The sequence below is a fragment of the Tropicimonas marinistellae genome, assembly GCF_001509585.1.
GTDB classification, from domain to species: Bacteria; Pseudomonadota; Alphaproteobacteria; order Rhodobacterales; family Rhodobacteraceae; genus Tropicimonas; species Tropicimonas marinistellae.
This window is the reverse complement of sequence record NZ_LNCI01000004.1, coordinates 135,549-159,524: the sequence shown is the minus strand read 5'-3', so window position 1 is coordinate 159,524 and position 23,976 is coordinate 135,549. Positions and strand designations below refer to the sequence as shown.

General features: G+C 62.0%; 21 protein-coding genes. 15 read left to right on the top strand and 6 right to left on the bottom strand.

Features of this window, described 5'->3' with window-relative positions; genetic code table 11:
• Positions 1-51 precede the first annotated feature (51 nt).
• Positions 52-468, top strand: coding sequence for a VOC family protein (locus tag ARC39_RS09600; RefSeq protein WP_068113637.1), 417 nt, complete (start codon positions 52-54; stop codon positions 466-468).
• A gap of 78 nt (positions 469-546) precedes the next feature.
• Here the strand turns inward: ARC39_RS09600 and ARC39_RS09595 are convergent, their stop codons facing one another.
• Positions 547-861 (bottom strand): hypothetical protein, encoded by a 315-nt coding sequence (locus ARC39_RS09595; RefSeq protein WP_068113635.1) that lies wholly within the window; start codon positions 859-861, stop codon positions 547-549.
• Between the two features lie 218 nt (positions 862-1,079).
• Between ARC39_RS09595 and trpA the strand changes: the two genes are divergently transcribed.
• The 11 genes from trpA to ARC39_RS09540 all read left to right on the top strand — a co-directional run bounded on the left by trpA (position 1,080) and on the right by ARC39_RS09540 (position 14,415).
• Positions 1,080-1,901 carry a tryptophan synthase subunit alpha gene (gene trpA, locus ARC39_RS09590; RefSeq protein ID WP_068113634.1) on the top strand — a complete coding sequence of 274 codons (822 nt, stop codon included), beginning with the start codon at positions 1,080-1,082 and terminating at the stop codon, positions 1,899-1,901.
• 184 nt (positions 1,902-2,085) lie between these two features.
• A complete protein-coding gene (locus ARC39_RS09585) occupies positions 2,086-2,868 on the top strand; it encodes a hypothetical protein (protein WP_068113633.1) in 783 nt (260 codons plus the stop codon).
• Positions 2,869-2,982: 114 nt separating this feature from the next.
• The gene (locus ARC39_RS09580; RefSeq protein ID WP_068113632.1) at positions 2,983-4,152 is read left to right on the top strand and encodes an alpha-hydroxy acid oxidase; all 1,170 of its coding nucleotides are present in this window, start codon (positions 2,983-2,985) and stop codon (positions 4,150-4,152) included.
• 426 nt (positions 4,153-4,578) lie between these two features.
• Positions 4,579-6,552 carry an acetate--CoA ligase gene (gene acs / locus ARC39_RS09575; protein WP_068113631.1) on the top strand — a complete coding sequence of 658 codons (1,974 nt, stop codon included), beginning with the start codon at positions 4,579-4,581 and terminating at the stop codon, positions 6,550-6,552.
• A 4-nt stretch (positions 6,553-6,556) separates the two neighbouring features.
• Positions 6,557-7,171: an adenylate kinase gene (locus ARC39_RS09570; RefSeq protein WP_068113627.1), complete on the top strand. Its 615-nt coding sequence runs from the start codon at positions 6,557-6,559 to the stop codon at positions 7,169-7,171.
• 118 nt (positions 7,172-7,289) lie between these two features.
• Positions 7,290-7,550: a DUF4212 domain-containing protein gene (locus tag ARC39_RS09565; RefSeq protein WP_068113625.1), complete on the top strand. Its 261-nt coding sequence runs from the start codon at positions 7,290-7,292 to the stop codon at positions 7,548-7,550.
• A 22-nt stretch (positions 7,551-7,572) separates the two neighbouring features.
• Positions 7,573-9,363 (top strand): sodium:solute symporter family protein, encoded by a 1,791-nt coding sequence (locus ARC39_RS09560; protein ID WP_068113623.1) that lies wholly within the window; start codon positions 7,573-7,575, stop codon positions 9,361-9,363.
• Between the two features lie 126 nt (positions 9,364-9,489).
• Complete coding sequence (locus ARC39_RS09555) at positions 9,490-11,331, top strand: DUF294 nucleotidyltransferase-like domain-containing protein (protein WP_068113621.1); 1,842 nt, start codon at positions 9,490-9,492, stop codon at positions 11,329-11,331.
• Positions 11,332-11,385: 54 nt separating this feature from the next.
• Positions 11,386-11,907, top strand: a complete 522-nt coding sequence (locus ARC39_RS09550) for a hypothetical protein (RefSeq protein WP_068113618.1) — start codon at positions 11,386-11,388, stop codon at positions 11,905-11,907.
• Between the two features lie 5 nt (positions 11,908-11,912).
• A complete protein-coding gene (locus ARC39_RS09545) occupies positions 11,913-12,314 on the top strand; it encodes a response regulator transcription factor (protein WP_068113616.1) in 402 nt (133 codons plus the stop codon).
• Positions 12,307-14,415, top strand: a complete 2,109-nt coding sequence (locus ARC39_RS09540; RefSeq protein ID WP_068113614.1) for a 3'-5' exonuclease — start codon at positions 12,307-12,309, stop codon at positions 14,413-14,415. Before ARC39_RS09545 ends, ARC39_RS09540 begins: the two co-directional genes overlap by 8 nt.
• Positions 14,416-14,576: 161 nt before the next feature.
• On the opposite strand, the gene purD is transcribed toward ARC39_RS09540, so the two are convergent.
• Positions 14,577-15,842, bottom strand: coding sequence for a phosphoribosylamine--glycine ligase (purD, locus tag ARC39_RS09535; RefSeq protein ID WP_068113606.1), 1,266 nt, complete (start codon positions 15,840-15,842; stop codon positions 14,577-14,579).
• Positions 15,843-16,049: 207 nt separating this feature from the next.
• On the opposite strand from purD, the gene xseA reads away from it, so the two are divergent.
• Entirely contained in the window at positions 16,050-17,606 is a 1,557-nt protein-coding gene (gene xseA, locus ARC39_RS09530) for an exodeoxyribonuclease VII large subunit (protein ID WP_068113603.1), read from the top strand.
• A gap of 57 nt (positions 17,607-17,663) precedes the next feature.
• Here xseA and ARC39_RS09525 read toward each other — a convergent pair whose 3' ends face one another.
• Both ARC39_RS09525 and ARC39_RS09520 read right to left on the bottom strand, forming a co-directional pair.
• Positions 17,664-18,581 carry a hypothetical protein gene (locus tag ARC39_RS09525; protein WP_068113600.1) on the bottom strand — a complete coding sequence of 306 codons (918 nt, stop codon included), beginning with the start codon at positions 18,579-18,581 and terminating at the stop codon, positions 17,664-17,666.
• Positions 18,582-18,585: 4 nt separating this feature from the next.
• Positions 18,586-19,086, bottom strand: a complete 501-nt coding sequence (locus ARC39_RS09520) for a DUF2244 domain-containing protein (RefSeq protein ID WP_068113596.1) — start codon at positions 19,084-19,086, stop codon at positions 18,586-18,588.
• Positions 19,087-19,235: 149 nt separating this feature from the next.
• On the opposite strand from ARC39_RS09520, the gene ARC39_RS09515 reads away from it, so the two are divergent.
• Positions 19,236-19,688 carry a VOC family protein gene (locus tag ARC39_RS09515; protein ID WP_068113593.1) on the top strand — a complete coding sequence of 151 codons (453 nt, stop codon included), beginning with the start codon at positions 19,236-19,238 and terminating at the stop codon, positions 19,686-19,688.
• 149 nt (positions 19,689-19,837) lie between these two features.
• On the opposite strand, the gene ctaD is transcribed toward ARC39_RS09515, so the two are convergent.
• Together ctaD and lipB are read right to left on the bottom strand one after the other, a co-directional pair.
• Positions 19,838-21,511 carry a cytochrome c oxidase subunit I gene (gene ctaD, locus ARC39_RS09510; RefSeq protein WP_068113591.1) on the bottom strand — a complete coding sequence of 558 codons (1,674 nt, stop codon included), beginning with the start codon at positions 21,509-21,511 and terminating at the stop codon, positions 19,838-19,840.
• A 277-nt stretch (positions 21,512-21,788) separates the two neighbouring features.
• Complete coding sequence (lipB, locus tag ARC39_RS09505; protein WP_078059181.1) at positions 21,789-22,463, bottom strand: lipoyl(octanoyl) transferase LipB; 675 nt, start codon at positions 22,461-22,463, stop codon at positions 21,789-21,791.
• A gap of 105 nt (positions 22,464-22,568) precedes the next feature.
• On the opposite strand from lipB, the gene ARC39_RS09500 reads away from it, so the two are divergent.
• On the top strand, positions 22,569-23,936 hold the full coding sequence (locus ARC39_RS09500) for a peptidoglycan-binding domain-containing protein (protein ID WP_068113588.1): 1,368 nt from the start codon (positions 22,569-22,571) through the stop codon (positions 23,934-23,936).
• The last annotated feature ends 40 nt before the right edge of the window (positions 23,937-23,976 follow it).

Below are 23,976 nucleotides of genomic sequence, written 5' to 3'. Positions count from 1 at the left end.
GAGAATTCGCGATTCGGGCGTATGGTGCCGGGGCGAACACAGGAGATTTCCATGCCATCCATTAGCCCCTATCTGTTTTTCGACGGCACCTGCCGGGAGGCCATGACCGCCTATGCCGACATTTTCGGCACGAAGATCGACATGATTATGACATTCGCCGATGCGCCCGCCGGTGAGGAGATGCCGGACGTTCCGCCCGACCTGGTGATGCATTCGTCGCTTTCCATCGGTGGGCAGATGCTCATGGCCTCGGACGATGTACCCGGGCGCACGGTTTCGCCTGCTTCGACATATGTCATGGTCTCGCTGGCGGACGTGGCCACGGCACAGACAGCCTTCGAACGGCTGGCCGAGGGCGGGGAGGTCATGATGCCTTTCACGAAGACGTTCTGGAGCGAAGGATTCGGAACACTTCGCGACCGCTGGGGACAGCTCTGGATGGTGGGGGTGGATAGCGAGGAGGCGTGAAACTCCGCCTGCATGCGGCCTTCGTACATCCTGCGCGATGCATGTAGAATATGGCGCGATTTGCGGCGTCCTGCTGGATCAACTCTCGTGCCCGTGGTCTGCCACTACGGGACGGCTTTCCTCGATCCAGTTCCGCCCCGCGGCCATGATGCAGCTCAGACCATTCGGCATGGTCAGCAGCATGGTCCAGCTTCCGGTCTCGTGTGAGGTCCAGAATTCCACGAGCCGGTCGGACGTTTGCAGACCGATACCGCTTTGATGCTCGCCGTAGTGCTTTTCCAGGCGTTCGGTGACCTTGTCACGTTCGGCGCAGCGATATTGCTGGGCCTCGGTGGGTGGCGCTGTGGCAGCCATTCCGAAGACAAGCGCGCCGGTCAATAGCCGTTTGAACATGTGTGGCTCCTTTCGATTATTCCTTTTGGGGCCCTTTATGACGGAGACTGACGGTAACCAAGGGCCCGATATACCTTATGTTGTGTCGCCCGGGCTCTGAACAACCATACGTTCCGTGCATGTGATCGGACGTGTCTGCAGGGCGTTCAATTTGGCATGGCCGCTTGATTTTCCGCGCTGCATTCTGCAAGTGAGATCGGACCATAGGCGAGGAAATCATGACCCGGATCGACGATACGTTTCAGCGTTTGCAGGCCGACGGAAAAAAGGCCTTCGTTGCCTACGTGATGGCCGGCGATCCCGACTACGACACTTCGTTAGAGATCGTGAAGGGGCTTCCGGATGCGGGCGTTGATATCATCGAGCTTGGTATTCCCTTCACCGATCCGATGGCCGACGGTCCGACAATCCAACTCGCCGGGCAGCGCGCTCTGGACGGTGGGCAGACCTTGCAGAAAACGCTCGATATGGCCGCGGAGTTTCGCAAGACGGACGCTTCCACACCAATCGTGGCGATGGGCTATTACAACCCCATCTACAATCGCGGCGTGGAGCGATTTCTGGATGATGCGAAGGCGGCCGGGATCGATGGGTTGATTGTGGTGGACCTGCCGCCGGAAGAGGACGAGGAACTCTGCATTCCAGCTCAAGAGGCCGGGCTGAACTTCATCCGTCTGGCGACGCCGACCACGGATGACAAGCGTCTGCCCAAGGTGCTTCAGAACACGTCCGGCTTTCTCTACTACGTCTCGATCACCGGTATCACCGGCGCGGCCGAGGCGCAGGCGACAGATGTCGGACCGGAGGTCGCCCGGATCAAGGCGGCGACCGACATCCCGGTGATCGTGGGTTTCGGGATCAACACGCCGGACCGTGCGGAGGCAATCGCCAGTGTCGCCGATGGCGCCGTCGTTGGTTCCGCCATCGTCAAGCTGATCGGCGAGGGCCGCCCGGTGCCGGAAATACTCGAATTTGTTGCGGATCTCGCGGCGGGCGCGCACCGCGTTACGGCAACGCCGACCGAGCCCGCGTCGGGCTAGCAACGGTTGGCTCGGCAGTGGCTGCGCGGCGATGGAGCCGGGACGGCAACGCGCGAGCCGGTCGAATTCCGCGAGGTCGGGCAAGGCTGGCAGGCGCCGAACGGTTGGGCGTCGCTGACAATACTCGGGTTTGTCGGGTTTGCTGACAGGTCCACCCGCACGTGGCTCGCGGAAAGAGGCTCCAATGGATGACTACGGCAAGTTTGTGTACCTGTGCCTCCAGAAGTCCGGCAGTACGTTCGTCAGCGATTTCATCGGTCGGCATTCCAGCCTGAGCCGCGTTGCCTACACACGGCACAAGCCGGTGTCGGAGGTCAGGCCAGGAACCTTCTACTTCATCTCTGTTCGTCACCCCTTCGAGCAATACCGCTCGCTTTACCAATTCGGGTGCGATGGCAAGGGCGGGCTCTATCGAAAGCTGACAAAGCGCGGCCTCGCCAAACTCTACGATCACGGGATGGAAGGGTTCGAGCCCTGGCTGGACTTCATGCTCGAGCCGGAAAACGCCGGGCTGTTGTCGCCTGACTATGCGCGGGTGAACACCGAAGTGGTCGGGTTCCAGACCTACCGGTTTCTGCGCCTCGCGTTGTGGGCGCCGAGCCCATGGTGGCTCCCGCCTGCAATGGAGCGCACGCTTCCGGGCTTCGTGCCACGATCGTCGCCCGACACGTTGATGCGACAGGTGAAGTCCGGCGACGACGTCATTGCCATCCATGACGCGTACAAGCTGTATGGGGCTGTGCTCCGCAATGAATCGCTCAACGCGGATCTGCTCGATCTGATCGAGACGCATCTCGCCGAGTATTTCCCGGATCTGGACGCTGTGCGCCAGGCGCTTGCCGAGGGGGCGCCGAGGATCAATCAATCCACGCGCCAGGCGCTGACAGAGCAGGACCTCGCTCCTTCGGTTGCCGCGAAGCTGCGGGCCAGGGAGGCGTTTCTCTTCCAGAATTTCTATCCCGACTGATCCTGCCTCGTGTGAACGGCGGAAACGGCAAGCGGCATGGGTATCCTAGAGATTGTATCCCACTCGCCAAATTGGTAAAGGAACCTAACCAAAATCGCGGGAGGGACGCCGCACATGCCAGTCATCACCAATATCGAGGACCTCAAGCGCATCTACCGGCGGCGGGTGCCGAAGATGTTCTACGATTATGCCGAGTCCGGCAGCTGGACGGAGCAGACCTTCCGCGAGAATACGTCGGACTTCGATCAGATCCGTCTGCGGCAACGGGTGGCGGTGGACATGACCGGCCGGTCCACTGCGACGCAGATGGTTGGCCAAGACGTTGCGATGCCCGTGGCGCTGGCACCGGTGGGGCTGCTTGGGATGCAGCATGCGGACGGCGAGATCCATTCCGCCCGCGCTGCGGAGAAATTCGGCATTCCCTTCACACTGTCCACGATGTCGATTTGCTCAATCGAAGACGTCGCGGAGCGCACGAGCAAGCCGTTCTGGTTTCAGCTCTATACGATGACAGACGAGGACTACGTGCGCCGGCTGCTGCAAAGGGCCAAGGATGCCGGTTGCTCGGCACTGGTGATTACGCTGGACCTCCAGATCATCGGTCAGCGGCACAAGGATCTGAAGAACGGGCTCTCTGCGCCTCCCAAGCCGACCCTCAAGAACTGGATCGACCTTTCGACCCGCTGGATGTGGGGCATCAATATGCTCCAGACGCCGCGGCGGCAGTTCGGCAATATCGTGGGTCACGCGGAGGGTGTCGATGATCCGTCGTCGCTGTTCGAATGGACGGCCAAACAATTCGACCCGGCGCTCGACTGGAAGAAGGTCGCGAAGCTGATCGAGATGTGGGACGGAACCACGATCCTCAAGGGTATCCTTGATGAAGAGGATGCGCGGCGAGCTGCCGAGGTGGGTGCCAATGCCATCGTTGTCTCGAACCACGGCGGCAGGCAACTCGACGGTGCACTCAGTTCGATCCGGATGCTGCCGCGGATCATGGACGCGGTCGGTGACAAGATCGAGGTGCATCTCGACAGCGGTATCCGCTCTGGTCAAGACGTGCTCAAGTCGATCGCGCTTGGGGCAAAGGGCACCTACATCGGGCGCGCGTTTGTCTATGGTCTTGGAGCTATGGGAGAGGCGGGCGTGACGCATGCCCTCCGAGTGATCCAAAAGGAGCTCGACACATCGATGGCGCTTTGCGGACGAAGACGGGTCGACGAACTCGACCGCGATGTTCTGCTGGTGCCGGAGGGGTTCGAGGGCCGTTGGCAGCAGCCTTGAACAGAATCGCCTGACCGAACAGGGCTGCGGGCCCATCGACGCGGGTCAGAAATGACGAGTTCGATGCCTCCGTGGTGTACCCGAATCCAGCGACGGCGCATTTGTCGCAACCAGGCGACCCGATCAAGAACCACATCGGAGCGGATGCGACTCTTTCGCCGCCGCAATTTTCGCGGACTGACATAGGGTCAACCACCTGAAAATAAACAACCATACCGGTCCTGGCGGAAAAAATTTTACTGAATACTATGGTATGCCGTCAAAATATTTACAAAAAAACTCTTAATAAAAAAAGAGTTACCAGAAATTTGACGATTGCTGTATGGTCGGCGTCAATCGCGGCTTGGGAGGAAGGCCCGAGAAAAGGGTGCTGACCCGAATCCGGCTTTCTCCTAGCGTCGTCGTTGACACCAAGGGAGGAAACCCATGACTGCAAAAGCTAAGACCGCAGCCACGCCGGATGTTGGAGAGATCCCTGCGGATTTCAAAGCAAATGCGCATATCGACGCCGCCACGTACGAAAAGATGTATGCCGAGTCGGTGAACGATCCCGATGCCTTCTGGGGCGAGCATGGCAAGCGCATCGACTGGATCAAGCCCTACACCAAGGTGAAGAACACATCATTCGAGCCCGGCAATATCGACATCAAGTGGTTCGAGGATGGCACCCTGAACGTCGCCGCAAACTGTATCGACCGGCACCTTGCAAAACGTGGAAACCAGACCGCGATCATTTTTGAGCCGGACGACATCCATGAGCCGGCGCAATACATCACCTATCGTCAGCTTCACAATCAGGTCTGCAAGCTCGCCAACGTGCTTGAGGACCTGGGCATCCGCAAGGGCGACCGGGTTGTCATCTATCTCCCGATGATCCCCGAAGCCGCCTACGCGATGCTCGCCTGCGCCCGCATTGGCGCCATTCATTCTATCGTTTTCGCCGGTTTCTCGCCTGAGGCTCTGGCCGCTCGGGTCAACGGATGTGATGCCAAGCTGGTCATCACCGCCGACTATGCGCCGCGTGGTGGCCGCAAGACACCGCTTAAGTCGAACACGGACGCCGCATTGCTGCACTGCATCCACGATCCCTCCGTTCTGATGGTGCGCCGCACCCGCGAGCAGACGACCTGGGTCGAGGGCCGGGACCACGACTACGGCGAGTTGATGCTCGAGGCGGATGAGTACACCACGCCGGTAGAGATGGACGCCGAAGATCCGCTGTTTATCCTCTACACTTCCGGCTCAACGGGGCATCCGAAGGGCGTCGTCCACAGCACGGGCGGTTACCTCGTCTATGCTGCGATGACCCATGAATACACCTTCGACTATCACCCCGGCGATGTCTTCTGGTGCACCGCTGACGTGGGCTGGGTCACCGGTCACAGCTATATTGTCTATGGTCCGCTCGCGAACGGTGCGACGACCGTGATGTTCGAAGGGGTGCCGACCTACCCGGACGCTGGCCGTTTCTGGGAAGTTGTCGAGAAGCACAAGGTGAACCAGTTCTACACCGCGCCAACCGCCATCCGGGCGCTGATGGGCAAGGGGACCGAGTGGGTCGAAAAGCACGACCTGTCCTCGCTCAAGCTGCTGGGCTCGGTCGGGGAGCCGATCAACCCGGAAGCCTGGAACTGGTACAACGACAATGTCGGCAAGGGAAAATGTCCGATCGTCGACACTTTCTGGCAGACGGAGACGGGTGGTCACATGATCACTCCGCTCCCGGGGGCCCACAAGGCCAAGCCTGGTTCCGCCACCAAGCCGTTCTTCGGCGTTCAACCCGTCGTACTCGACCCGCACTCCGGCTCCGAGATCAGCCAGACCGAGGCCGAGGGTGTGCTGTGCATGAAGGACAGCTGGCCCGGCCAAATGCGCGGTGTCTGGGACGACCACGGCCGGTTCGAGAAAACCTACTTCTCGGACTACAAGGGCTACTACTTCTCCGGCGACGGCTGCCGTCGCGATGCCGATGGATACTATTGGATCACCGGCCGCGTGGACGATGTTATCAACGTGTCGGGGCACCGTATGGGCACGGCGGAAGTCGAGAGCGCTTTGGTCGCCCATGCCAAGGTCGCGGAAGCCGCGGTTGTCGGGTACCCGCACAACGTGAAGGGCCAGGGCATCTACTGCTATGTTACGCTGATGAACGAGGTCGAGCCCTCCGAGGAACTCTACAAGGAGCTTCGCGCCTGGGTTCGGCAGGAGATTGGCCCGATCGCGACGCCCGATCTCATCCAGTGGGCACCCGGCCTTCCCAAGACACGATCCGGCAAGATCATGCGCCGCATCTTGCGCAAGATTGCCGAGAACGACTACGGATCCCTTGGAGATACCTCCACCCTCGCCGACCCCTCGGTTGTCGAGGAACTCATTGAGAACCGTATGAACAAGGGATGACGTCATGAGCGACGCACAAACCCCACCAGTCAACGTGATCCTTCTCGGCCCTCCGGGCGTCGGGAAGGGCACTCAGGCCCAGATCCTGGTCGAGAATCGCGGCATGGTGCAGCTCAGCACTGGTGACATGCTGCGCGAAGCCAAGAAGAGCGGCACCGAGATGGGCAATCGCGTGGCCGAGGTGATGGCGCGCGGCGAGCTGGTGACCGATGAGATCGTGATCGGGCTGATCGAGGAGAAGCTGACCACGGTTAAGGCTGACGGCTTCATCTTCGACGGATTCCCGCGCACGCTGGCTCAGGCCGATGCTCTGGCGGATCTGCTGAAGAAAACCGGTCAGAGACTCGGCGTGGTGATCGAAATGCAGGTCGATGACGAGATCCTGGTTCAGCGCATCGTAGGCAGGGCCGAGCAGGCGAAGGCCGCCGGTCAGCCGGTGCGTGCAGACGACAATGAGGAAAGCCTGAAATTCCGTCTGATGGAATACTACAAGAAGACCTCGCCGCTGATCGGCTACTACCACGCCAAGGGCGATCTTAAATCCGTCGACGCGATGGGTGGTATCGAGGAAATCGCCACCAAGCTCGACGAAATTGTCGAACAGGCCAAGGCGGCCTGATCGACGCCGCAGGGGCTTAAGCCCCTACACGAAATTCGGGCTCTTAGGGGCCGGAAAATAGGGCCGTTCCGCGTTCGTCGCGCGGAACGGGAGGGATATCTTTAACCGGGAGGACCGCATGTCGGACAAACCTGAATCTAACGCGTACTGGTCGGCGAACATCCGTATCGTCACCTGGTGCCTCGTCATATGGGCCGTTGTGTCCTTTGGCTTTGGCATCCTGCTGAGACCGCTCATTTCCGGAATCAAGGTCGGTGGCTCCGATCTGGGTTTCTGGTTCGCCCAGCAGGGATCCATCCTCGTCTTTCTGGCGATCATCTTCTTCTACGCCTGGCGGATGAACAAGCTCGACGCCGAACACGGCGTGGACGAACAGTAAGAACACGAGGGACACGGGAAACATGGATCAGTTTGTACTCAACTGGATCTTTATCGGTGCGAGCTTCGCGCTCTACATCGGTATCGCGATCTGGGCCCGCGCGGGCTCCACGTCTGAATTCTATGCTGCCGGCCGCGGGGTTCACCCCGTCGTCAACGGCATGGCCACCGGCGCTGACTGGATGTCGGCTGCCTCCTTCATCTCGATGGCCGGCCTCATCGCCTTTACCGGCTACGACAACTCAACCTTCCTCATGGGCTGGACGGGCGGTTACGTGCTGCTCGCGCTGATGCTCGCGCCTTACCTGCGCAAGTTCGGCAAGTTCACCGTGTCGGAATTCATCGGCGACCGCTTCTACAGCCCGACCGCCCGCATGGTGGCCGTGATCTGCCTGATCGTCGCGTCGACCACTTACGTGATCGGCCAGATGACCGGTGTCGGTGTCGCCTTTGGCCGCTTCCTCGAAGTCGACAATACCACCGGTCTGCTGATCGGCGCGTGTGTGGTTTTCGCCTATGCCGTTTTCGGCGGCATGAAGGGCGTTACCTACACCCAGGTGGCCCAGTACTGCGTTCTGATCGTTGCCTACACCATTCCGGCTATCTTTATCTCGCTGCAGCTCACCGGTAACCCGATCCCGGCGATTGGCCTCTTCGGCGACCACGCCGCCTCCGGTGAACCGCTTCTTGCCAAGCTCGACCAGATCGTTACCGAACTGGGCTTCGCCGAGTACACCGCGCACCACGCCGACACGCTGAACATGGTTCTGTTCACCTTGTCGCTGATGATCGGTACGGCTGGCTTGCCGCACGTCATCATGCGCTTTTTCACCGTTCCCACCGTTTCGTCGGCCCGTTGGTCTGCTGGTTGGACGTTGGTGTTCATCGCGTTGCTGTACCTGACGGCCCCTGCCGTTGGAGCGATGGCTCGCCTGAATATCTCTGAACTGATGTGGCCGAATGGCGCGGACAGTGAGCCGGTTTCCGTCGAGATGATGGAAACCGACGAGAAATACGCGTGGATGGCGACTTGGCAGAAGACTGGTCTTCTTGGCTGGGAAGACAAGAACGGCGACGGAAAAATCGCCTACTTCAACGAGAACAACGCCGAAAAGGTTGCCGCAATGGAAGCCGCCGGTCTGGGCTCGGAAAATGAGCTGACCAACTTCAACCGCGACATTCTCGTGCTGGCCAACCCGGAAATCGCCAACCTGCCGGGCTGGGTGATCGCGCTCGTCGCTGCCGGTGGTCTCGCCGCTGCGCTTTCGACCGCTGCCGGCCTGCTGCTCGCGATCTCCTCGGCCGTCTCCCACGACCTTCTGAAGGGTCAACTGACCCCGAACATGTCGGAAGCGGGTGAGTTGATGTCGGCTCGTATCGCCATGGCCGTGGCCATCGCGGTCGCGACATACCTGGGCCTCAACCCGCCGGGCTTTGCCGCCCAGACGGTTGCGCTCGCCTTCGGTCTGGCTGCTGCGTCGATCTTCCCGGCGCTGATGATGGGCATCTTCTCGAAGCGCATCAACAACAAGGGCGCCGTGGCAGGTATGCTGGTCGGTCTGATCGTGACGCTGGTCTATATCTTCCTGCACAAGGGATGGTTCTTCATCCCCGGCACCAACAGCTTCGATGATAGCGATCCGCTGTTGCTCAGCATCAAGTCGACGTCCTTCGGTGCTGTCGGGGCCCTGCTGAACTTCGCCACGGCCTACTTCGTTTCCAACGCGACCGAGGAGCCGCCGCAGGAAATCCAGGACCTGGTCGAAAGCGTCCGCGTTCCGCGCGGTGCCGGGGCCGCCGCTGCAGATCACTAACGGGATCTGACGACGCGCGGGCGGACAGCTCAAACTGTCCCGCCCGCGCCGGATATCGGCGCGTCCCTTCTCCCAAGGGGGCGCGCCTTTTTGATTTTCAGGAAGCCGTCTACGCATGGTGCGACGATGACAGAACCGACGCTCGATCCGGAAACACGCATTCTGCGGTTTATCGAACATGTTCATCCCTATGACAGCCTCGACCGGGAAACACTCTTTCGGATTTCAGGGGTTTTCGTCGCGCGGACGGCGGATGCCGGTCAGCAGATCTACTCGGTAGGAGACACGCTCGACGGCCTGTTCTTGATCGAACACGGTACCGTCGAAATCACCGACGAGAACGATGCTCCGGTTTCGATCCTGCACGGGCGCAACTCCTTCGGAGAGCGCGGGCTGGTTCGGGAGGGGCGTGCGCTGACCAATGCCCGGGCAGTCGAGGAAACGCGTCTTCTGGTTCTGCCCATCGCGACGTTTCAGGAACTTGTCGGAAGCTCGCGCAGCTTCGCACGATTTTTCGATCGCGGGCGTAGTCCGGCACGCGAACGGCGCGGAGAACTCGCAACCCAAAGGGTCGGTGATCTGATGGCGCAAAATCCGATCAGCGTGGCGCCGGACACTGCGATCCAGGCCGCTGCCGGCATGATGCGTGATACGCGCGTGTCCTGCCTTGCCGTGACCGAGGAGAAAGACAAGCTCGTTGGCATTGTGACGCTGCGCGACATGGCAACCAAGGCGGTGGCGTCCGGGCTTGCCGGGGATACGCCGGTTCGAGAGATCATGACGGCCGATCCCGCCAGCCTGCCGCCGTCCGCGCTCGGATCCGACCTGCTCAACATGATGCTGGAACGCAAGGTCGGGCATGTCACGGTCACCGAGGGCAACCGTTTGGTCGGCATTCTCACTCAAACTGACCTGACCCGGTTTCAGGCGGTCACCTCTGCGTCGATGGTTCAGGAAATTGCCGATGCCGCCACCGCGAAGGAAATGGCCGCTGTCACCGCCCGCCTGCCGAGTCTTCTGGCTCAGCTTGTTGGCGCCGGCAACCGGCACGAGGTCGTAACCCGGCTTGTCACAGATATTGCCGACGCGGTGACGCGCCGTCTGCTGGTGCTTGCCGAGAAGGAATTCGGGTCGCCGCCGGTCGACTATCTGTGGCTCGCCTGTGGCTCGCAGGGCCGGCAGGAGCAGACAGGTGTGTCGGATCAGGACAATTGCCTGATCATTGACGACGATGCGAGCGGCGGCGATGCGGTCTATTTCGAGAAGCTGGCCAAGTTTGTCTCTGATGGTTTGGACACGTGTGGCTATTTCTACTGCCCGGGAGACATGATGGCGACCAATCCGCGCTGGCGGCAGCCGGTTGCCGTCTGGCGACGATACTTCCGCGGCTGGATCGACAAGCCCGACCCGGAAGCGCAGATGCTCGCTTCGGTCATGTTCGACTTGCGGCCTATCGGCGGGGCGGCGCACCTGTTCGAGAACCTGCAAGAGGAAACGCTCGCGGAGGCAGGACGGAACTCCATCTTCGTAAGCCACATGATCGCGAACTCGCTCAAACACACACCACCGTTGGGCTTGTTTCGGGGCTTTGCGACGGTGCGCTCGGGCGAGCACAAGAACGAGCTGGACATGAAGATGAACGGTGTGGTGCCGGTCGTGGATCTTGGGCGGGTCTATGCGCTGAAAGGTGGGCTGACCGACGTCAATACACGGGCAAGGTTGGAAGCGGCCGAAGCGAATGGGACGATCTCGCAATCCGGCGCCCACGATCTGCTCGATGCCTACGACCTGATAGCCGAGACACGCCTGAAACGTCAGGCGGAGGAGATCCGCGCCGGCCGCAAGCCGGATAACTTCATGCCGCCTTCGGATCTGAGCGATCTGGAACGCAGCCACTTGCGCGACGCCTTTGTCGTGGTCCGCACGATGCAATCGGCCGTGGGCCAGGGAAAAGGAATGTTGAGCTGACCGAACGGAAATCGCCGTGCGACTTAGCGCGGCGTCATGTGCCGGGGAGGGGCCATGTTCTTTGAATTGATTGCCGCCATAACCGCGGGCGCACTTGGCGCCGGCGTCGTCATGATCCTCAACTCGGTCACGGGCGGACGATTGCCGCGATGGGCGATGCCAATTGCTGCGGGGTCGGCGATTATCGCATTTGCGATCTTCATGGAATACACGTGGTTCTCTCGAACGACGGACCGGTTTCCCGAGGGTGTCGAAGTCGCCTTCACACACGAAGCGCGTGGCGTCTGGCGCCCATGGACCTACGCCTATCCGGTGATTGACCGCTTCTCTGCGATCGACCGAGCCTCCATCGTCGCAAGTGATGCTGCACCCGAACAAAGGCGTGCCGAGTTGCTGCTCTTCGACCGATGGGCGCAGCCCCAGATGGTCCCGGTGGTTTACGATTGCGAGCGCACCCGCATGGCTCCGCTCTTCGATACCGTCAAAATCGATGATTCCGGTGTCGTGGTCGATGCAGAGTGGGGGCCGGTTGATCCAGACGACGCGGCAATAAACATCGTTTGCAAGGAGGCTTGAGTATCATGGCTAGCGATCAATCCGCCCGCATTCTGATCGTCGAGGACGAGGACAATATCGCGCTGGCCCTGGAGCACGTGCTACGGCGCGACGGCCTCGAGGTGACACGCGTCGCCGATGGCGAGTCCGGCCTGCAAGCGATCCGCGACGAACGGCCCGATCTGGTGTTACTCGACGTTATGTTACCCGGAATGTCGGGATACGAAGTGTGTCAGGCCGTGCGGCTCGAGCCGGAACTTGCAGAGGTGAAGATCTTGATCATGACCGCGCGGGGCAACGCGATGGAACGGCGAAAGGGTCTGGCGCTTGGTGCCAACGGGTTCATCGCCAAGCCGTTCGACCTGTCGGCGCTGATTGAGCGAAGCCGCGCGCTGCTGTCCGGTGAAACGGAATCCAGCGATGCATGAGTGGCTCGCGCGAAAACTGAGCCTTCGCCTGAGGGTCTTTCTGTTCTTCGCGCTGGTGGCTATCGGCGGCCTGGCATCGCTGGTCGCGGGGCTTTGGCTGGGCTATCGGCGCGTACCGGAAGCCGGGCTCGAATCCGGCTTCGTCCTTGCCGGTCTCGTGGCGGGATCCGCCATTCTCGCGCTGGTCGTCTGGGTTTGGTTCCTGTTCGACGAGAACGTCGCGAAGGCGATCCAGAAACTTGCGGGCGGGATTCGTGCGCGTGCCCACGCCGACATTGCCGAAGAACTCGATCATGCGCCTGCGCGCTATCTCGGCGATCTGGCGCCCGCGGCGAAGGCGATCACCGGCAGCCTTGCCGAGACGAAGAACGCGCTGGCTGAAGCGGTCGAGCGGGAAACCACGCGTCTGGCGGTGGAGAATGCGCGCCTGCAGGCGCTGCTTGCGGATGTCCCTGCGGGCGTGCTGCTTTGCTCGGCCGATCACCAGATTGTTTTCTACAATGCCCATGCTCAGGAAATCCTGTCCGGTGAAGTGTCGGCCGGGCTCGACCGGTCGATCGGCGATTATCTGCAGATGGGACCGCTGGAAAACGCCTATCGTCGACTTGACCAGAGTTCGGACGCCGATGCGGCGAGCAGTCTGCTCTGCGCCACTACGCAGACGGGCCAGGTGCTGGCTGGGCGGATGCGCCTCGTCAACCTTCCGCAGCGCAGCGCCGAAGCGCCGGGCTACGTCCTGACACTGCGGGACGTGACGTCCGACCTGGCGCTCCATGCCGACCGCGAAGCACTGTTGGACGAGATCTTCGACAGGGTGCGGCGCCCGGCGGCAAACCTCCAGACGGTGCTCGATTCCGGCGCTGTGGAGCCAGGCTCCAACGGCCGCACCGCGCTGCTCGGCGAAGTCTCGACATTGACTCACGCGATCACCGAGTTGGGCAACCGCTATGACAGCGCCCGGGGCGGATGGTGGCCGATGGAGGAGATCAGGGCCGGTGAACTGGTGGAAAGCGTCAGGGTCGTGAGCGCCCGGGGCGGGATCAATGTGACGGGCGAGGCGGAGCCACTGTTGCTCCGCTGTGACGCCTTCCAGATGGTCGCGCTGTTGACGCATCTCAGCGAACGGCTGGTCAATGTCATCGGCGCGACGGCGCTTTCGTTACGGATCGCCGAGGAGGCGGATGGCAGCGCGCTGGTAACGCTCGGTTGGCAGGGTGAGGTTTTGCAGATCGGGCTTCTGGATGGCTGGCTGGACGTCGCGCTAGAGGTGGGGCTGGCAAATGTTACCGGCCGGACCGTACTGGCCGCCCATGCTACGGAAGCGTGGCCCGAGCCGGGCGCCGTTGGCCGCAACCTTTTGCGTCTGCCTCTCCCTGTCGCTCGCAAGGCGGAGTCCGCGCAATCGGCCGTTCGCCGGTCGGCCGTCTATGATTTCGACCTGATGGATCGCGAACCAACCGGGGAATTGGCCCAGACACCGCTGCGAGAGTTGACCTGCGTTGTTTTCGATACCGAGACGACAGGTCTCCTGCCGTCTTCCGGCGACGAGATCGTGCAGATTGCGGCGTTGCGACTTCTCGGAGGCAAGCGGATTCCGGGTGAAGAATTCGAGAGCCTGGTCAATCCGGAACGACCGATTCCCGCCTCGGCGACGGAGGTCCATCACGTGACCAACGAGATGGTCGCCGGCGCGCCGACAATTGCCACGGTGGGGCGCCGTTTCCATGCCTTCGCACATGATGCAGTGCTTGTCGCGCACAATGCGCCGTTCGACCTGGAATTCCTGCGCCGTCACGAAGAGGGGATCGGCAAACGGTTCGATCATCCCGTTCTCGATACGGTGCTGCTCTCGGCGGTCGTCTTCGGGCAATCCGAGACGCACACGCTCGATGCGCTGACCGAGCGGCTCGGCATCGTTATTCCGGCGGAGGCGCGGCACACGGCGATGGGAGATACGATCGCCACAGCCGCAGCGCTGGAGATGATGATTCCGATGCTGGAGGGGCGCGGCTATCGCACCTTCGGCGAAGTCATCGCCGCCGTTCGCCAGCACGGGCGGTTGTTGAAGGATGCCAATACGCGGGACATGAGCGGGGCCTAGCCGGTGGAATCCGGAGGTTCTGCGCTGCCGGTCACTTCCTCACTCGGTTGTTGAAGAACACATGTGCCAACGAGACGCCCACGCGCGCGCAGCGCGCGCCCGGCCCAACGGGATGAGGTGCCGGCGGGCACCGAAGACGGGCGGGAGTGCGCCCGGTTGGTCTATTCGAGCGCCCGCCACCCGATGTCGCGCCGGTAGAAACCGTCCGGCCAGTCCACGGCTTCAGCCATTGCGTAGGCCCTGTCGCGTGCCTCTTGCAAGGTTCGGCCGCGTGCGGTGGCGTTGAGCACGCGGCCACCGGTTGCCGTCACGTGGCCGTCGGATTCCGATGTGCCGGCGTGAAACATCATCTCCCAACTCGTTTCGGGCATATCCTCCAGACCGCCGATGATTGTGCCCTTTTCGTAGGTGCCGGGATAGCCTTGCGCCGCGAGGACCACGGTCATCGCGAAATCCTCTGCCCAGTTCACATGGCGCTCGTCCAGCCGTCCCTCGGCGGCGGCCAGCATCAGGTCGAGGGCCTGGGCGCCCAGCCGGAGCATCAGCGCCTGGCACTCCGGATCGCCGAACCGAACGTTATATTCCACAAGCCGCGGTTTGCCGTCCTTGATCATCAATCCGGCATAGAGAACGCCGCGATAGGGCGTGCCGCGCTTCGCCATTTCCGCCATGGTCGGTTTGACGATCTGTTCGAGCGCCGCTTCGGTTACGGAGGGTGTCATGATCGGGGCGGGTGAATAGGCGCCCATGCCGCCGGTATTCGGGCCGGTGTCGCCCTCGCCGACGCGCTTGTGGTCCTGCGCCGTACCCACCGGCAGCACGGTCTCGCCATCGCAGAGCACGAAGAAGCTCGCCTCTTCGCCGTCCATGAACTCTTCGATCACCACCTCGGCCCCGGCAGATCCGAAGGCGCCGCCGAGGATATCCTCCACCGCAGCGAGCGCCTCTGCTTCCGTCATTGCCACGATCACACCCTTGCCGGCGGCCAGCCCGTCGGCCTTGACCACGATGGGCGCACCTTGTTCACGGATATAGGCGCGTGCGGGGTCCACCGCATCGAACCGCGCCCAGGCGGCGGTTGGCGCGCCTGCCGCATCGCAGATTTCCTTGGTGAAGCGTTTCGAGGATTCCAACCGTGCGGCCCCTGCCGACGGGCCGAAAACCGGGATGCCCGCTTCGGCCAAGCGATCGGCAACACCCGCGGCCAGCGGCGCCTCGGGGCCCACCACGACGAAATCGATCGCTTCGGCTTCAGCGAATTCCACCACCGCGCCGCCGTCGCAGATATCGAACTGCGCGCATTCGGCGATCTGCGCGATCCCGGCGTTGCCGGGCGCCACGATGAGCCGGTCACATTTCGGATTCTGCAGGATCGCCCAGGCAAGGGCATGTTCGCGGCCGCCGCCGCCGAGGATCAGGATATTCATGGCGCTCTCTTGTTGCTGCGCGCTCCCGATAGCCAATGGCTCGGGTCACAGCAAGAACGCTTGATGCCCCAGCCTGACCTTGCAACCTCGTTGCTTGGCGCAATCCCGGCATTGCGGAGGCCACGCGGTCCTCGATACGATCCCCGACGAGACGGACCAGCGGGGCATCCCGTATCCGGAGCACGATGAACAGGTAGCGGTAGACGGATGAACGATCTTCTGGACGATGGTTTCGACGCCCCGGGCCCGGGCAATAACGCACCCGAGTACACGGTTTCCGAGATTTCGGGCGCTGTGAAGAAGACGTTGGAAGGGGCATTCGGCCGCATTCGTGTGCGCGGCGAGGTGGGCCGCGTGTTCAAGGCACGCTCCGGGCACCTCTACTTCGATATCAAGGACGACCGCTCGGTGCTGGCATCCGTGAGTTGGAAGGGGCAGCTTTCGGCACTGGCGGTGATTCCCGAGGAAGGCATGGAGGTCGTCGCCTCGGGCCGCCTGACCACCTTTGGCAGCCAGTCGAAGTACCAACTCAACGTTGACCAGGTAGAGCCGGCCGGTGCCGGTGCGCTGATGGCGATGCTGGAGAAACGCAAGAAGCAGCTGGAGGCCGAGGGACTCTTCGATGCCGCGCGCAAGCGGCCGCTGCCGTTCCTGCCGGAGGTTGTCGGCGTCGTGACGTCTCCATCCGGCGCGGTGATCCGCGACATCCTGCACAGGCTGCGCGACAGGTTCCCGCGCAAGGTTCTTGTCTGGCCGGTGGCGGTGCAGGGGCGCGATTGCGCGCCGCAGGTGGCGGCGGCCATCGAGGGCTTCAACCGGCTTTCACCCGGCGGGGCGGTACCGCGCCCCGATGTGCTGATCGTGGCGCGCGGCGGAGGCTCCATCGAGGATCTCTGGGGGTTCAACGAGGAGATCGTCGCGCGCGCGGCTGCCGCGTCGCAGATCCCGCTGATCTCGGCCGTGGGGCACGAGACGGACACCACGCTCATCGACTTCGTGTCGGACCGCCGCGCACCGACGCCCACGGCGGCGGCGGAAATCGCGGTTCCGGTGCGGCTCGACCTTCTGGCGCAGGTGGAAGGGCAGGGTGCGCGGATGGCCGCTGCGGTCGCACGCGGCATGGCACGACGCCGCGAACGGCTCCGCGACCTTGGCCGGGCCTTGCCGCGAAGCGACGCGTTGTTGGCGAGCGCGCGGCAGCGGTTCGATCACGCCGCTATTCGCCTGCCCGCGGCACTCCGTTCCGGTGTGCAGGCACGCAGGCCACGGTTCGCCCACAGCGCCGCTTTGCTGCGACCGCAATTGCTAACCGGCCGGCTGGTACGCATCGGGGAACAACTTGCGGCCAGACATGCGCGACTCGGGCCTGCGCTCGGCCGCCCGGTTGAGCGCGCGCGCGCGCGTTTCGAGCGCTCCGCCCGGATTGTCTCCCCGTTGCCGGTCCGGCGTGATATTGCGCGAGAGAAGCGCAGGCTTGTCTCTCTGTCGGATCGCTTCGTCGTTGCTGCGCAGGCGCAGGAAGATCGGCGCCGCCGCAAGCTCGACTCCATAGACCGCATCCTGCAGTCCCTGAACTACGAGGAAACATTGAAACGCGGGTTCGCCGTGGTGCGGGGCGATGGACAGGTTCTGACGACGCGGGCCGCGGCCGAAGCGGCAAGCGCGCTTGAGATACAGTTCCAGGACGGACGGTTGAAAATCGGCGGGGGCGGGCGTGGCGCGCGCGGCAAGCCGCGCAGCCCGGAGCAGGGGAGCCTGTTCTGAGCGTATTCCGAAGTAGAGGCGGGTTATTCTCGCACATGCTGTTCAGCAGGTGCGCCCTCACGCCATGGGGAAATCTGTCTCTATGCGAGCCAGCATTGCATCGTCGGTCACTGGGAAACGGCCGACATAGCGCGTCTTGAAACCCACGCGACCACGGCGCACGCCGAAGTTCTCGCCGTGGTTCACGATATACATGACCGCCTCCTGCCGGAGCGGGCTGAGTGGCCGGCCTGCCAATGCCGCGAGATAGGGAAACATGCGGTGCTCGTGGGCGGTTACCGCGGCAAGGTATTCTGCATCGCGATGAGGCTCTTCGGAAAGGTCGAAGCGAAAGGCGGCACAACTCCCGCACATCTTCCAGAACGCCTTGCGCCCGGGTGCGAGCAGGCTTTGCGGGGCGCAGAGGCCGATCTTGCGGGTTCTGGCGTCCAGCACGAGACCACGGGTCACCAGATACCCGTTCGGCTCGCGCCGTCTCACCATTTCCTCTACGGCCCGGCGATTCAGCAGGTCATCGGCGTCAAAAGTCATCGCATAGCCCGCGCTTACCCCCAGTTGCGGCAGGTGGTGGCAAAGCACTTCCAGCTTCGCCCACTTGTCGTTCCCGTCGACCCTCTGTGTGAAAGGCAGGAATCGGACTTGAGAGTCGAACCCGATGCCCGACGGTTCATCCTGCCCGCAAACCACTGCGATCCACTTGTCAGAGGTCTGACCGCGAAAACTGGCGATGGTATCCGCAAGCCGAGCTTCGACATCGTGCCAGTTTCCCACATGAGCACGGCTGACGAGCGGCAGGAGAAACACGACCGCGGGCTCCGCGATGGGCCCGGTACGCGCATTCACCCGCCGTTCCAGGGCCTCTTGTTCGGACGGCTGCAAGTCGCAATGATCGAACGTCCAGCGCGGTCCTGCCGTCGCGGCCAACAGCCGCCGAACCGCGCGCTGCGTCTTCGGTGTCGCCGGTACCTGAGCCATCTGCTCACCCCCTCAGTGGCAGATATCGCGACAGATCGTTGTAAAGGTCAACGCGCTCATCGTCGCTGAGAAAGGCACCGATTTCCACCTCTCTCCCGGCGCCGCGGAGAGTGACGTAGTTCGCTACCGGCCCGCCTTTTTCATGCAGCGTCACCTCGACCCAATGGGGGTTGGCTTCCCAGGATTGCGTTGCTTCGTGGCGGCTGTGTCGTTCAAGCAGGATGCGGTCCGGCCAGATGCGCAGTTCTTCCAGCACCTCGCCATCGCGGTAGCTGCGCTGGATTGCCCAGTAGAGAAGCGCGAGCGTACCCATGAGAAACGGCAGGAGCCCCCAGAGCACGGGGGAGCCGATAGCGGGGTAGAGTGGGAAAAGAAGCAACACGAAGGTGCCGGCTATGAAACCGGCAAACCCGCGCTTGGGCAGAGAACGGTGCGGCCAAAGATGGGCCTCGCGCAAGGGTTGCGCGCCGTCGCCGGTGTCGTTCGGTATCCATTCGTAGGGCAAGGCGCGTTTCCATCAGCAAGTCGCACCAGCTTAGTGTTAAACCGTGTCAGCAGAAAGCGCGCGGGACGATGTTTTTCGCTGACCTGGCCAGCGCGGCGGGGCATCTTGCGAGTCTACAGAAGCAACGAGGAAACGAGAGAGGCGCGGCGATGGAGCAACGATTGACGATGATCGGATTGGGAGTGCGCGACGTGGCTGTGGCGCGAGAGTTTTATTCCGGCGTGCTTGGTTGGACGCCGTCAAATGACATGGGCCATATCGTTTTCTACGACCTCGGCGGTTATTTCCTTTCTCTATATGGCGAGGAGGCGCTTGCGGAGGACGCGGCGCTGCCTTTCGAACGTCCTCTGCCGGCGTTCCGGGGGATGACGCTGGCCTACAACACGAACAGCCCTGCCGAGGTGGATGCCGTTTTCGAGACACTTCGGGCCGCGGGGGCCGAGATTCTGAAGCCGCCGCAGGAGGTGTTCTGGGGCGGATACTCCGGGTATTTCCGCGATCCGGATGGATACGCCTGGGAGGTTGCGCACAATCCCGGCTGGACCATCGGCAGCGACGGGCGGGCACGGCCCGCGGAAGGTACCGCGTCGGGAGATCCCTGATCGCCGCCCGCAGCGAACGTTGCATGCCTTCAGAGTGACTATGCGGAAAATGAAGAAGGGCGCGTCACCATGGATGCGCCCTTCGTTTGTGCATTGCAGTTCTGGCGGCCGTCAGGGCTGGCCCGAATGCGCCAGCCCAACACAGCAACTCAGTGTGCGTGGCCCTTGTCCCAGTCGCTCTGCTTCGGAAGCGTCTCGAACGTGTGCTCCGGCGGCGGGCAAGGCAGGGTCCATTCCAGCGTGTCCGCGTGCTCGTTCCAGTAGTTGTCTTCGGTGATTTTCTCACCTTTCCGCAACGTGACATAGACGATGTAGAAGAACAGCAGGAAGGATGCGAAGCTGAGCAATGCGCCGAGCGACGACACGTAGTTCCACGACGCAAAGGCTTCCGGATAGTCGATGTAGCGACGCGGCATACCCTGGCGACCCAGGAAGTGCTGCGGGAAGAAGGTTACGTTCACGCCGATGAAGAAGAGCCAGAAGTGGACCTGGCCGAGGAACTCGGGGTACTGACGGCCGGACATCTTGCCGATGTAGAAGTAAACTCCCGCGAAAATGCAGAAGGCCGCGCCCATGGACATCGTGTAGTGGAAGTGGGCGACGACGTAGTAGGTGTCGTGGTATGCCCGGTCCACACCAGCCTGGCTCAGAACCACGCCGGTCACGCCACCGACGGTGAAGAGCAGCAGGAAGCCGATGGCGAAGAGCATCGGGGTCTTGAACTCGATGGAACCACCCCACATCGTCGCGATCCAGCTAAAGATCTTGATGCCAGTGGGCACCGCGATCACCATCGTGGCCAGCATGAAGTAGCTCTGCTGGCTGAGCGACATGCCCACCGTGTACATGTGGTGCGCCCAGACGACGAAGCCCAGAACACCGATGGCGACCATCGCGTAGACCATCGGCAGGTAGCCGAAAATGGGCTTCCGCGAGAAGGTCGCGATGACATGAGAGGCGATACCGAAGCCGGGCACGATCACGATGTAGACTTCCGGATGGCCGAAGAACCACAGGATGTGTTGGTAGAGAATCGGGTCGCCGCCACCGGCCGGGTCAAAGAACGTGGTACCGAAGTTGCGGTCGGTCAGCAGCATGGTGATAGCGCCGGCCAGAACCGGGAGGCTGAGCAGGATCAGCCAGGCGGTGACGAAGATCGACCACGAGAATAGCGGCACCTTGTGCAGCGTCATGCCCGGCGCGCGCATGTTCAGGAACGTGGTGATCATGTTGATCGCACCAAGGATCGAGGAGGCCCCCGAGACGTGGACGGCGAAAATCGCCAGGTCCATCGAGAACCCACCCTCGTTGGTGCTTAGCGGCGGGTAGAGCACCCAACCCACACCGGAACCGAGCTGACCGTTGCCGCCGGGCGATATTACCGATGCAACAGCGAGGCAGCAGCCGGCGAAGTACATCCAGAAGCTGAGGTTGTTCAGACGTGGGAACGCCATGTCCGGTGCGCCGATTTGCAACGGCATGAAGTAGTTACCGAATCCGCCGAAGAGAGCGGGGATGACGACGAAGAACATCATCAGGATGCCGTGGGCGGTGATCAGCACGTTCCAGATGTGGCCGTTTGGCGTACAGCCTTCCGTTGAACTGGCGAAAAGCCGGAAGCCTTCCATGCACATGTGCTGCACACCGGGCGTCATCAACTCGATGCGCATGAGCACCGTGAAAAAGACGGCTATAAAGCCGACCGCGGCCGACACGACGAGATAGAGAATCCCGATGTCCTTGTGGTTGGTGGACATGAACCAACGGGTGAAAAAGCCCCGATTGTCCTCGTGGTCATGCCCCTGAATGGCTGCGTCGGCCATACGTTCCCTCCGGAAATTTAGTCCTGTTGTTGGGCCACCCTCTCCCGGAGACAGGCCCGCGCGTCCGGTGGCCACATTAGGGCCAACAGGGTGGGGCGGCAACCAGCAATGCGCCTGTCACATCTGGGATATGCAGAAAACAGAATGCTTTTTGCGCAGCCGCCGGGCAATTGTGCGACGAAGCCTCATCCTGCGATGCGGTTTTGAGCCCCGATCCACCTCCGACGATGGGGATTCGCGGCTTCGAATGAGGTATTCCGCAGCTGTTGCTTGGGGGCTAGGCGGACGCCGAAAGCGGCAGCGCGGCGTCAAACGTGTTACGAAGCGCGACATCGAGATCGTCCATCGTTACCGGAAGTCCGAGATCGACAAGGCTGGTGACGCCGTGGCCGCTGATTCCGCAGGGCACAATGCCGTCAAAATGGCTGAGGTCCGGCTCCACGTTGATGGAGATCCCGTGAAAACTCACCCATCTTCGGAGGCGAATGCCGATGGCGGCGATCTTGTCTTCCCGCGGTGTTCCGTCGGGAAGCGGCGGCTTTTCAGGCCGCGTCACCCAGACACCGACCCGACCCGGGCGAATCTCGCCCTTAACGTTGAACGTGTCGAGCGTATCGATCACCCAGGATTCCAGTTGCTCAACGAAAGCGCGGACATCCCGGCCGCGCCGGTTGAGATCGAGCATCACGTAAATCACGCGTTGGCCTGGGCCGTGGTAGGTGTATTGACCACCGCGTTTGCTGTCGAATACGGGAAAACGGTACGGGTCCTTAAGATCGGAAATCCGGGCAGATGTACCCGCGGTATAAAGCGGAGGGTGTTCCAGAAGCCAAATGGCCTCGTCCTCTGAGCCCGAAAAAATGGCGGCGGCGCGCCTTTCCATCTCTTCGACGGCGTCAGGGTAGGCAACCAGCCCGTCGGAAGTGATCCAATCAACCATATCGGTATCCATCCCTTGACCCGAATCGGTGCACTTGGGAGCATCTTCGCCATGTGCGGGGCGCGACCATGCGGCCGTCCCGGTTTCGGTGCAAGATTAATTCAAGGAATGCGTTTCATGGCTGGCAAGCATCTTCTTTCCACACTTATTCTCAGTGCAATCTCCCTAGGCCCTGCTCACAAGGCTGCCGCAGATGCGGGGGATGCGATCGCCGGTGCGATTGTGGGTGGGATCATCGGCAATGCAATGGCCCAGCAACAGGCCAAGAAGAAGGTCTACGTACAAAAGCAGACGGTGTATCGCACCGCAAAACCGTCCATGACGTCCGCGCAACGGTCCGAGAACCGGTCGGTACAGCATGCGCTCAACTATTTCGGGTTTAGCGCAGGAACTGCCGACGGTGTGCTCGGGCGCAATTCAAGGGCAGCAATCTCCAACTACCAGGCGCATATGGGATACGCCGCGACCGGGCAATTGACGCAGTACGAGAAAGACTTTCTCCTAACGTCGCACAGCCGCGCATTGGCTGGCGGGCCGGCGACCAGCCAGATGATTGCTGCCAATCCAATGGGGCCGCGTGGACTGCTGATCACCTACCGCGATCAGTTGGCAACCGGTCAGCAGCCCGTTGCCACCGTTCCGGCGATGGTTCCCGCGGTGGTTCCGTCTACGACTGTTGTCGTCAATCCGCCCGCGTCGGTTCAGCAGCCGCAGGCCGCACCGGAACCCACCGAGGTGGCGGCCGCTCCCGGCGGGGCTGCGCCCACGCTCCCGACCTTTGCCGGGCAATCCGCAGAGGCGTCTCTCGCGTCCCACTGTAACGCGGTCAGCTTGTTGACAAATACGAACGGCGGCTTCCGCACTTTGGATAACCTGTCTGATCCCGACATTGCCTTGAATGAGCAGTTTTGCCTTGCTCGGACCTATGCCATTGCCGCCTCGGAGCAGATGATCGCTGAAGTGCAGGGTTTTTCGCCCGATCAGATCACTGAGCAATGCCGGACCATCGGTCCTCTCATGAAGGATCAGGTTTTGGCGTTGTCGTTGACGCCGCTTGACGAAGTGACGCAACAGACGGCGTCCTTTGTATTGGACAGCGGCATGTCGCCCGCTCAATTGACGACCACGGCCAAGATCTGCCTCGGAACCGGATACCGGATCGACGACCTCGACGTCGCTCTCGCGTCATCGCTGCTTCTGGTGGCGTTGGGCGAGCGGGTCTATACCGAATTGCCGGGGCATCATCTGGCTCAGGGTGTCGGAACCGCGAAGAGGGAAGACCTCGCGCTGGCGTGGTTCTCGGCAACTGAGGCCGCCTTGGCGAATGGTGCCACTCCGGTTGTCGCTCCCGGCCAGGCTGGGCGTGCGGAACTCATCCGAACCGCCGCGACAATGATCACCGAGGGCACGGTGACACCCGTCGGCGGCTCAGCCGCTCAGGCGGACCAGGCAACCGCCATCCCGACCTTCCTGCCCGCGGAATAGTTGGACAGGGCCGTGACCCGTGAGCGAACGGTGCAGGCTT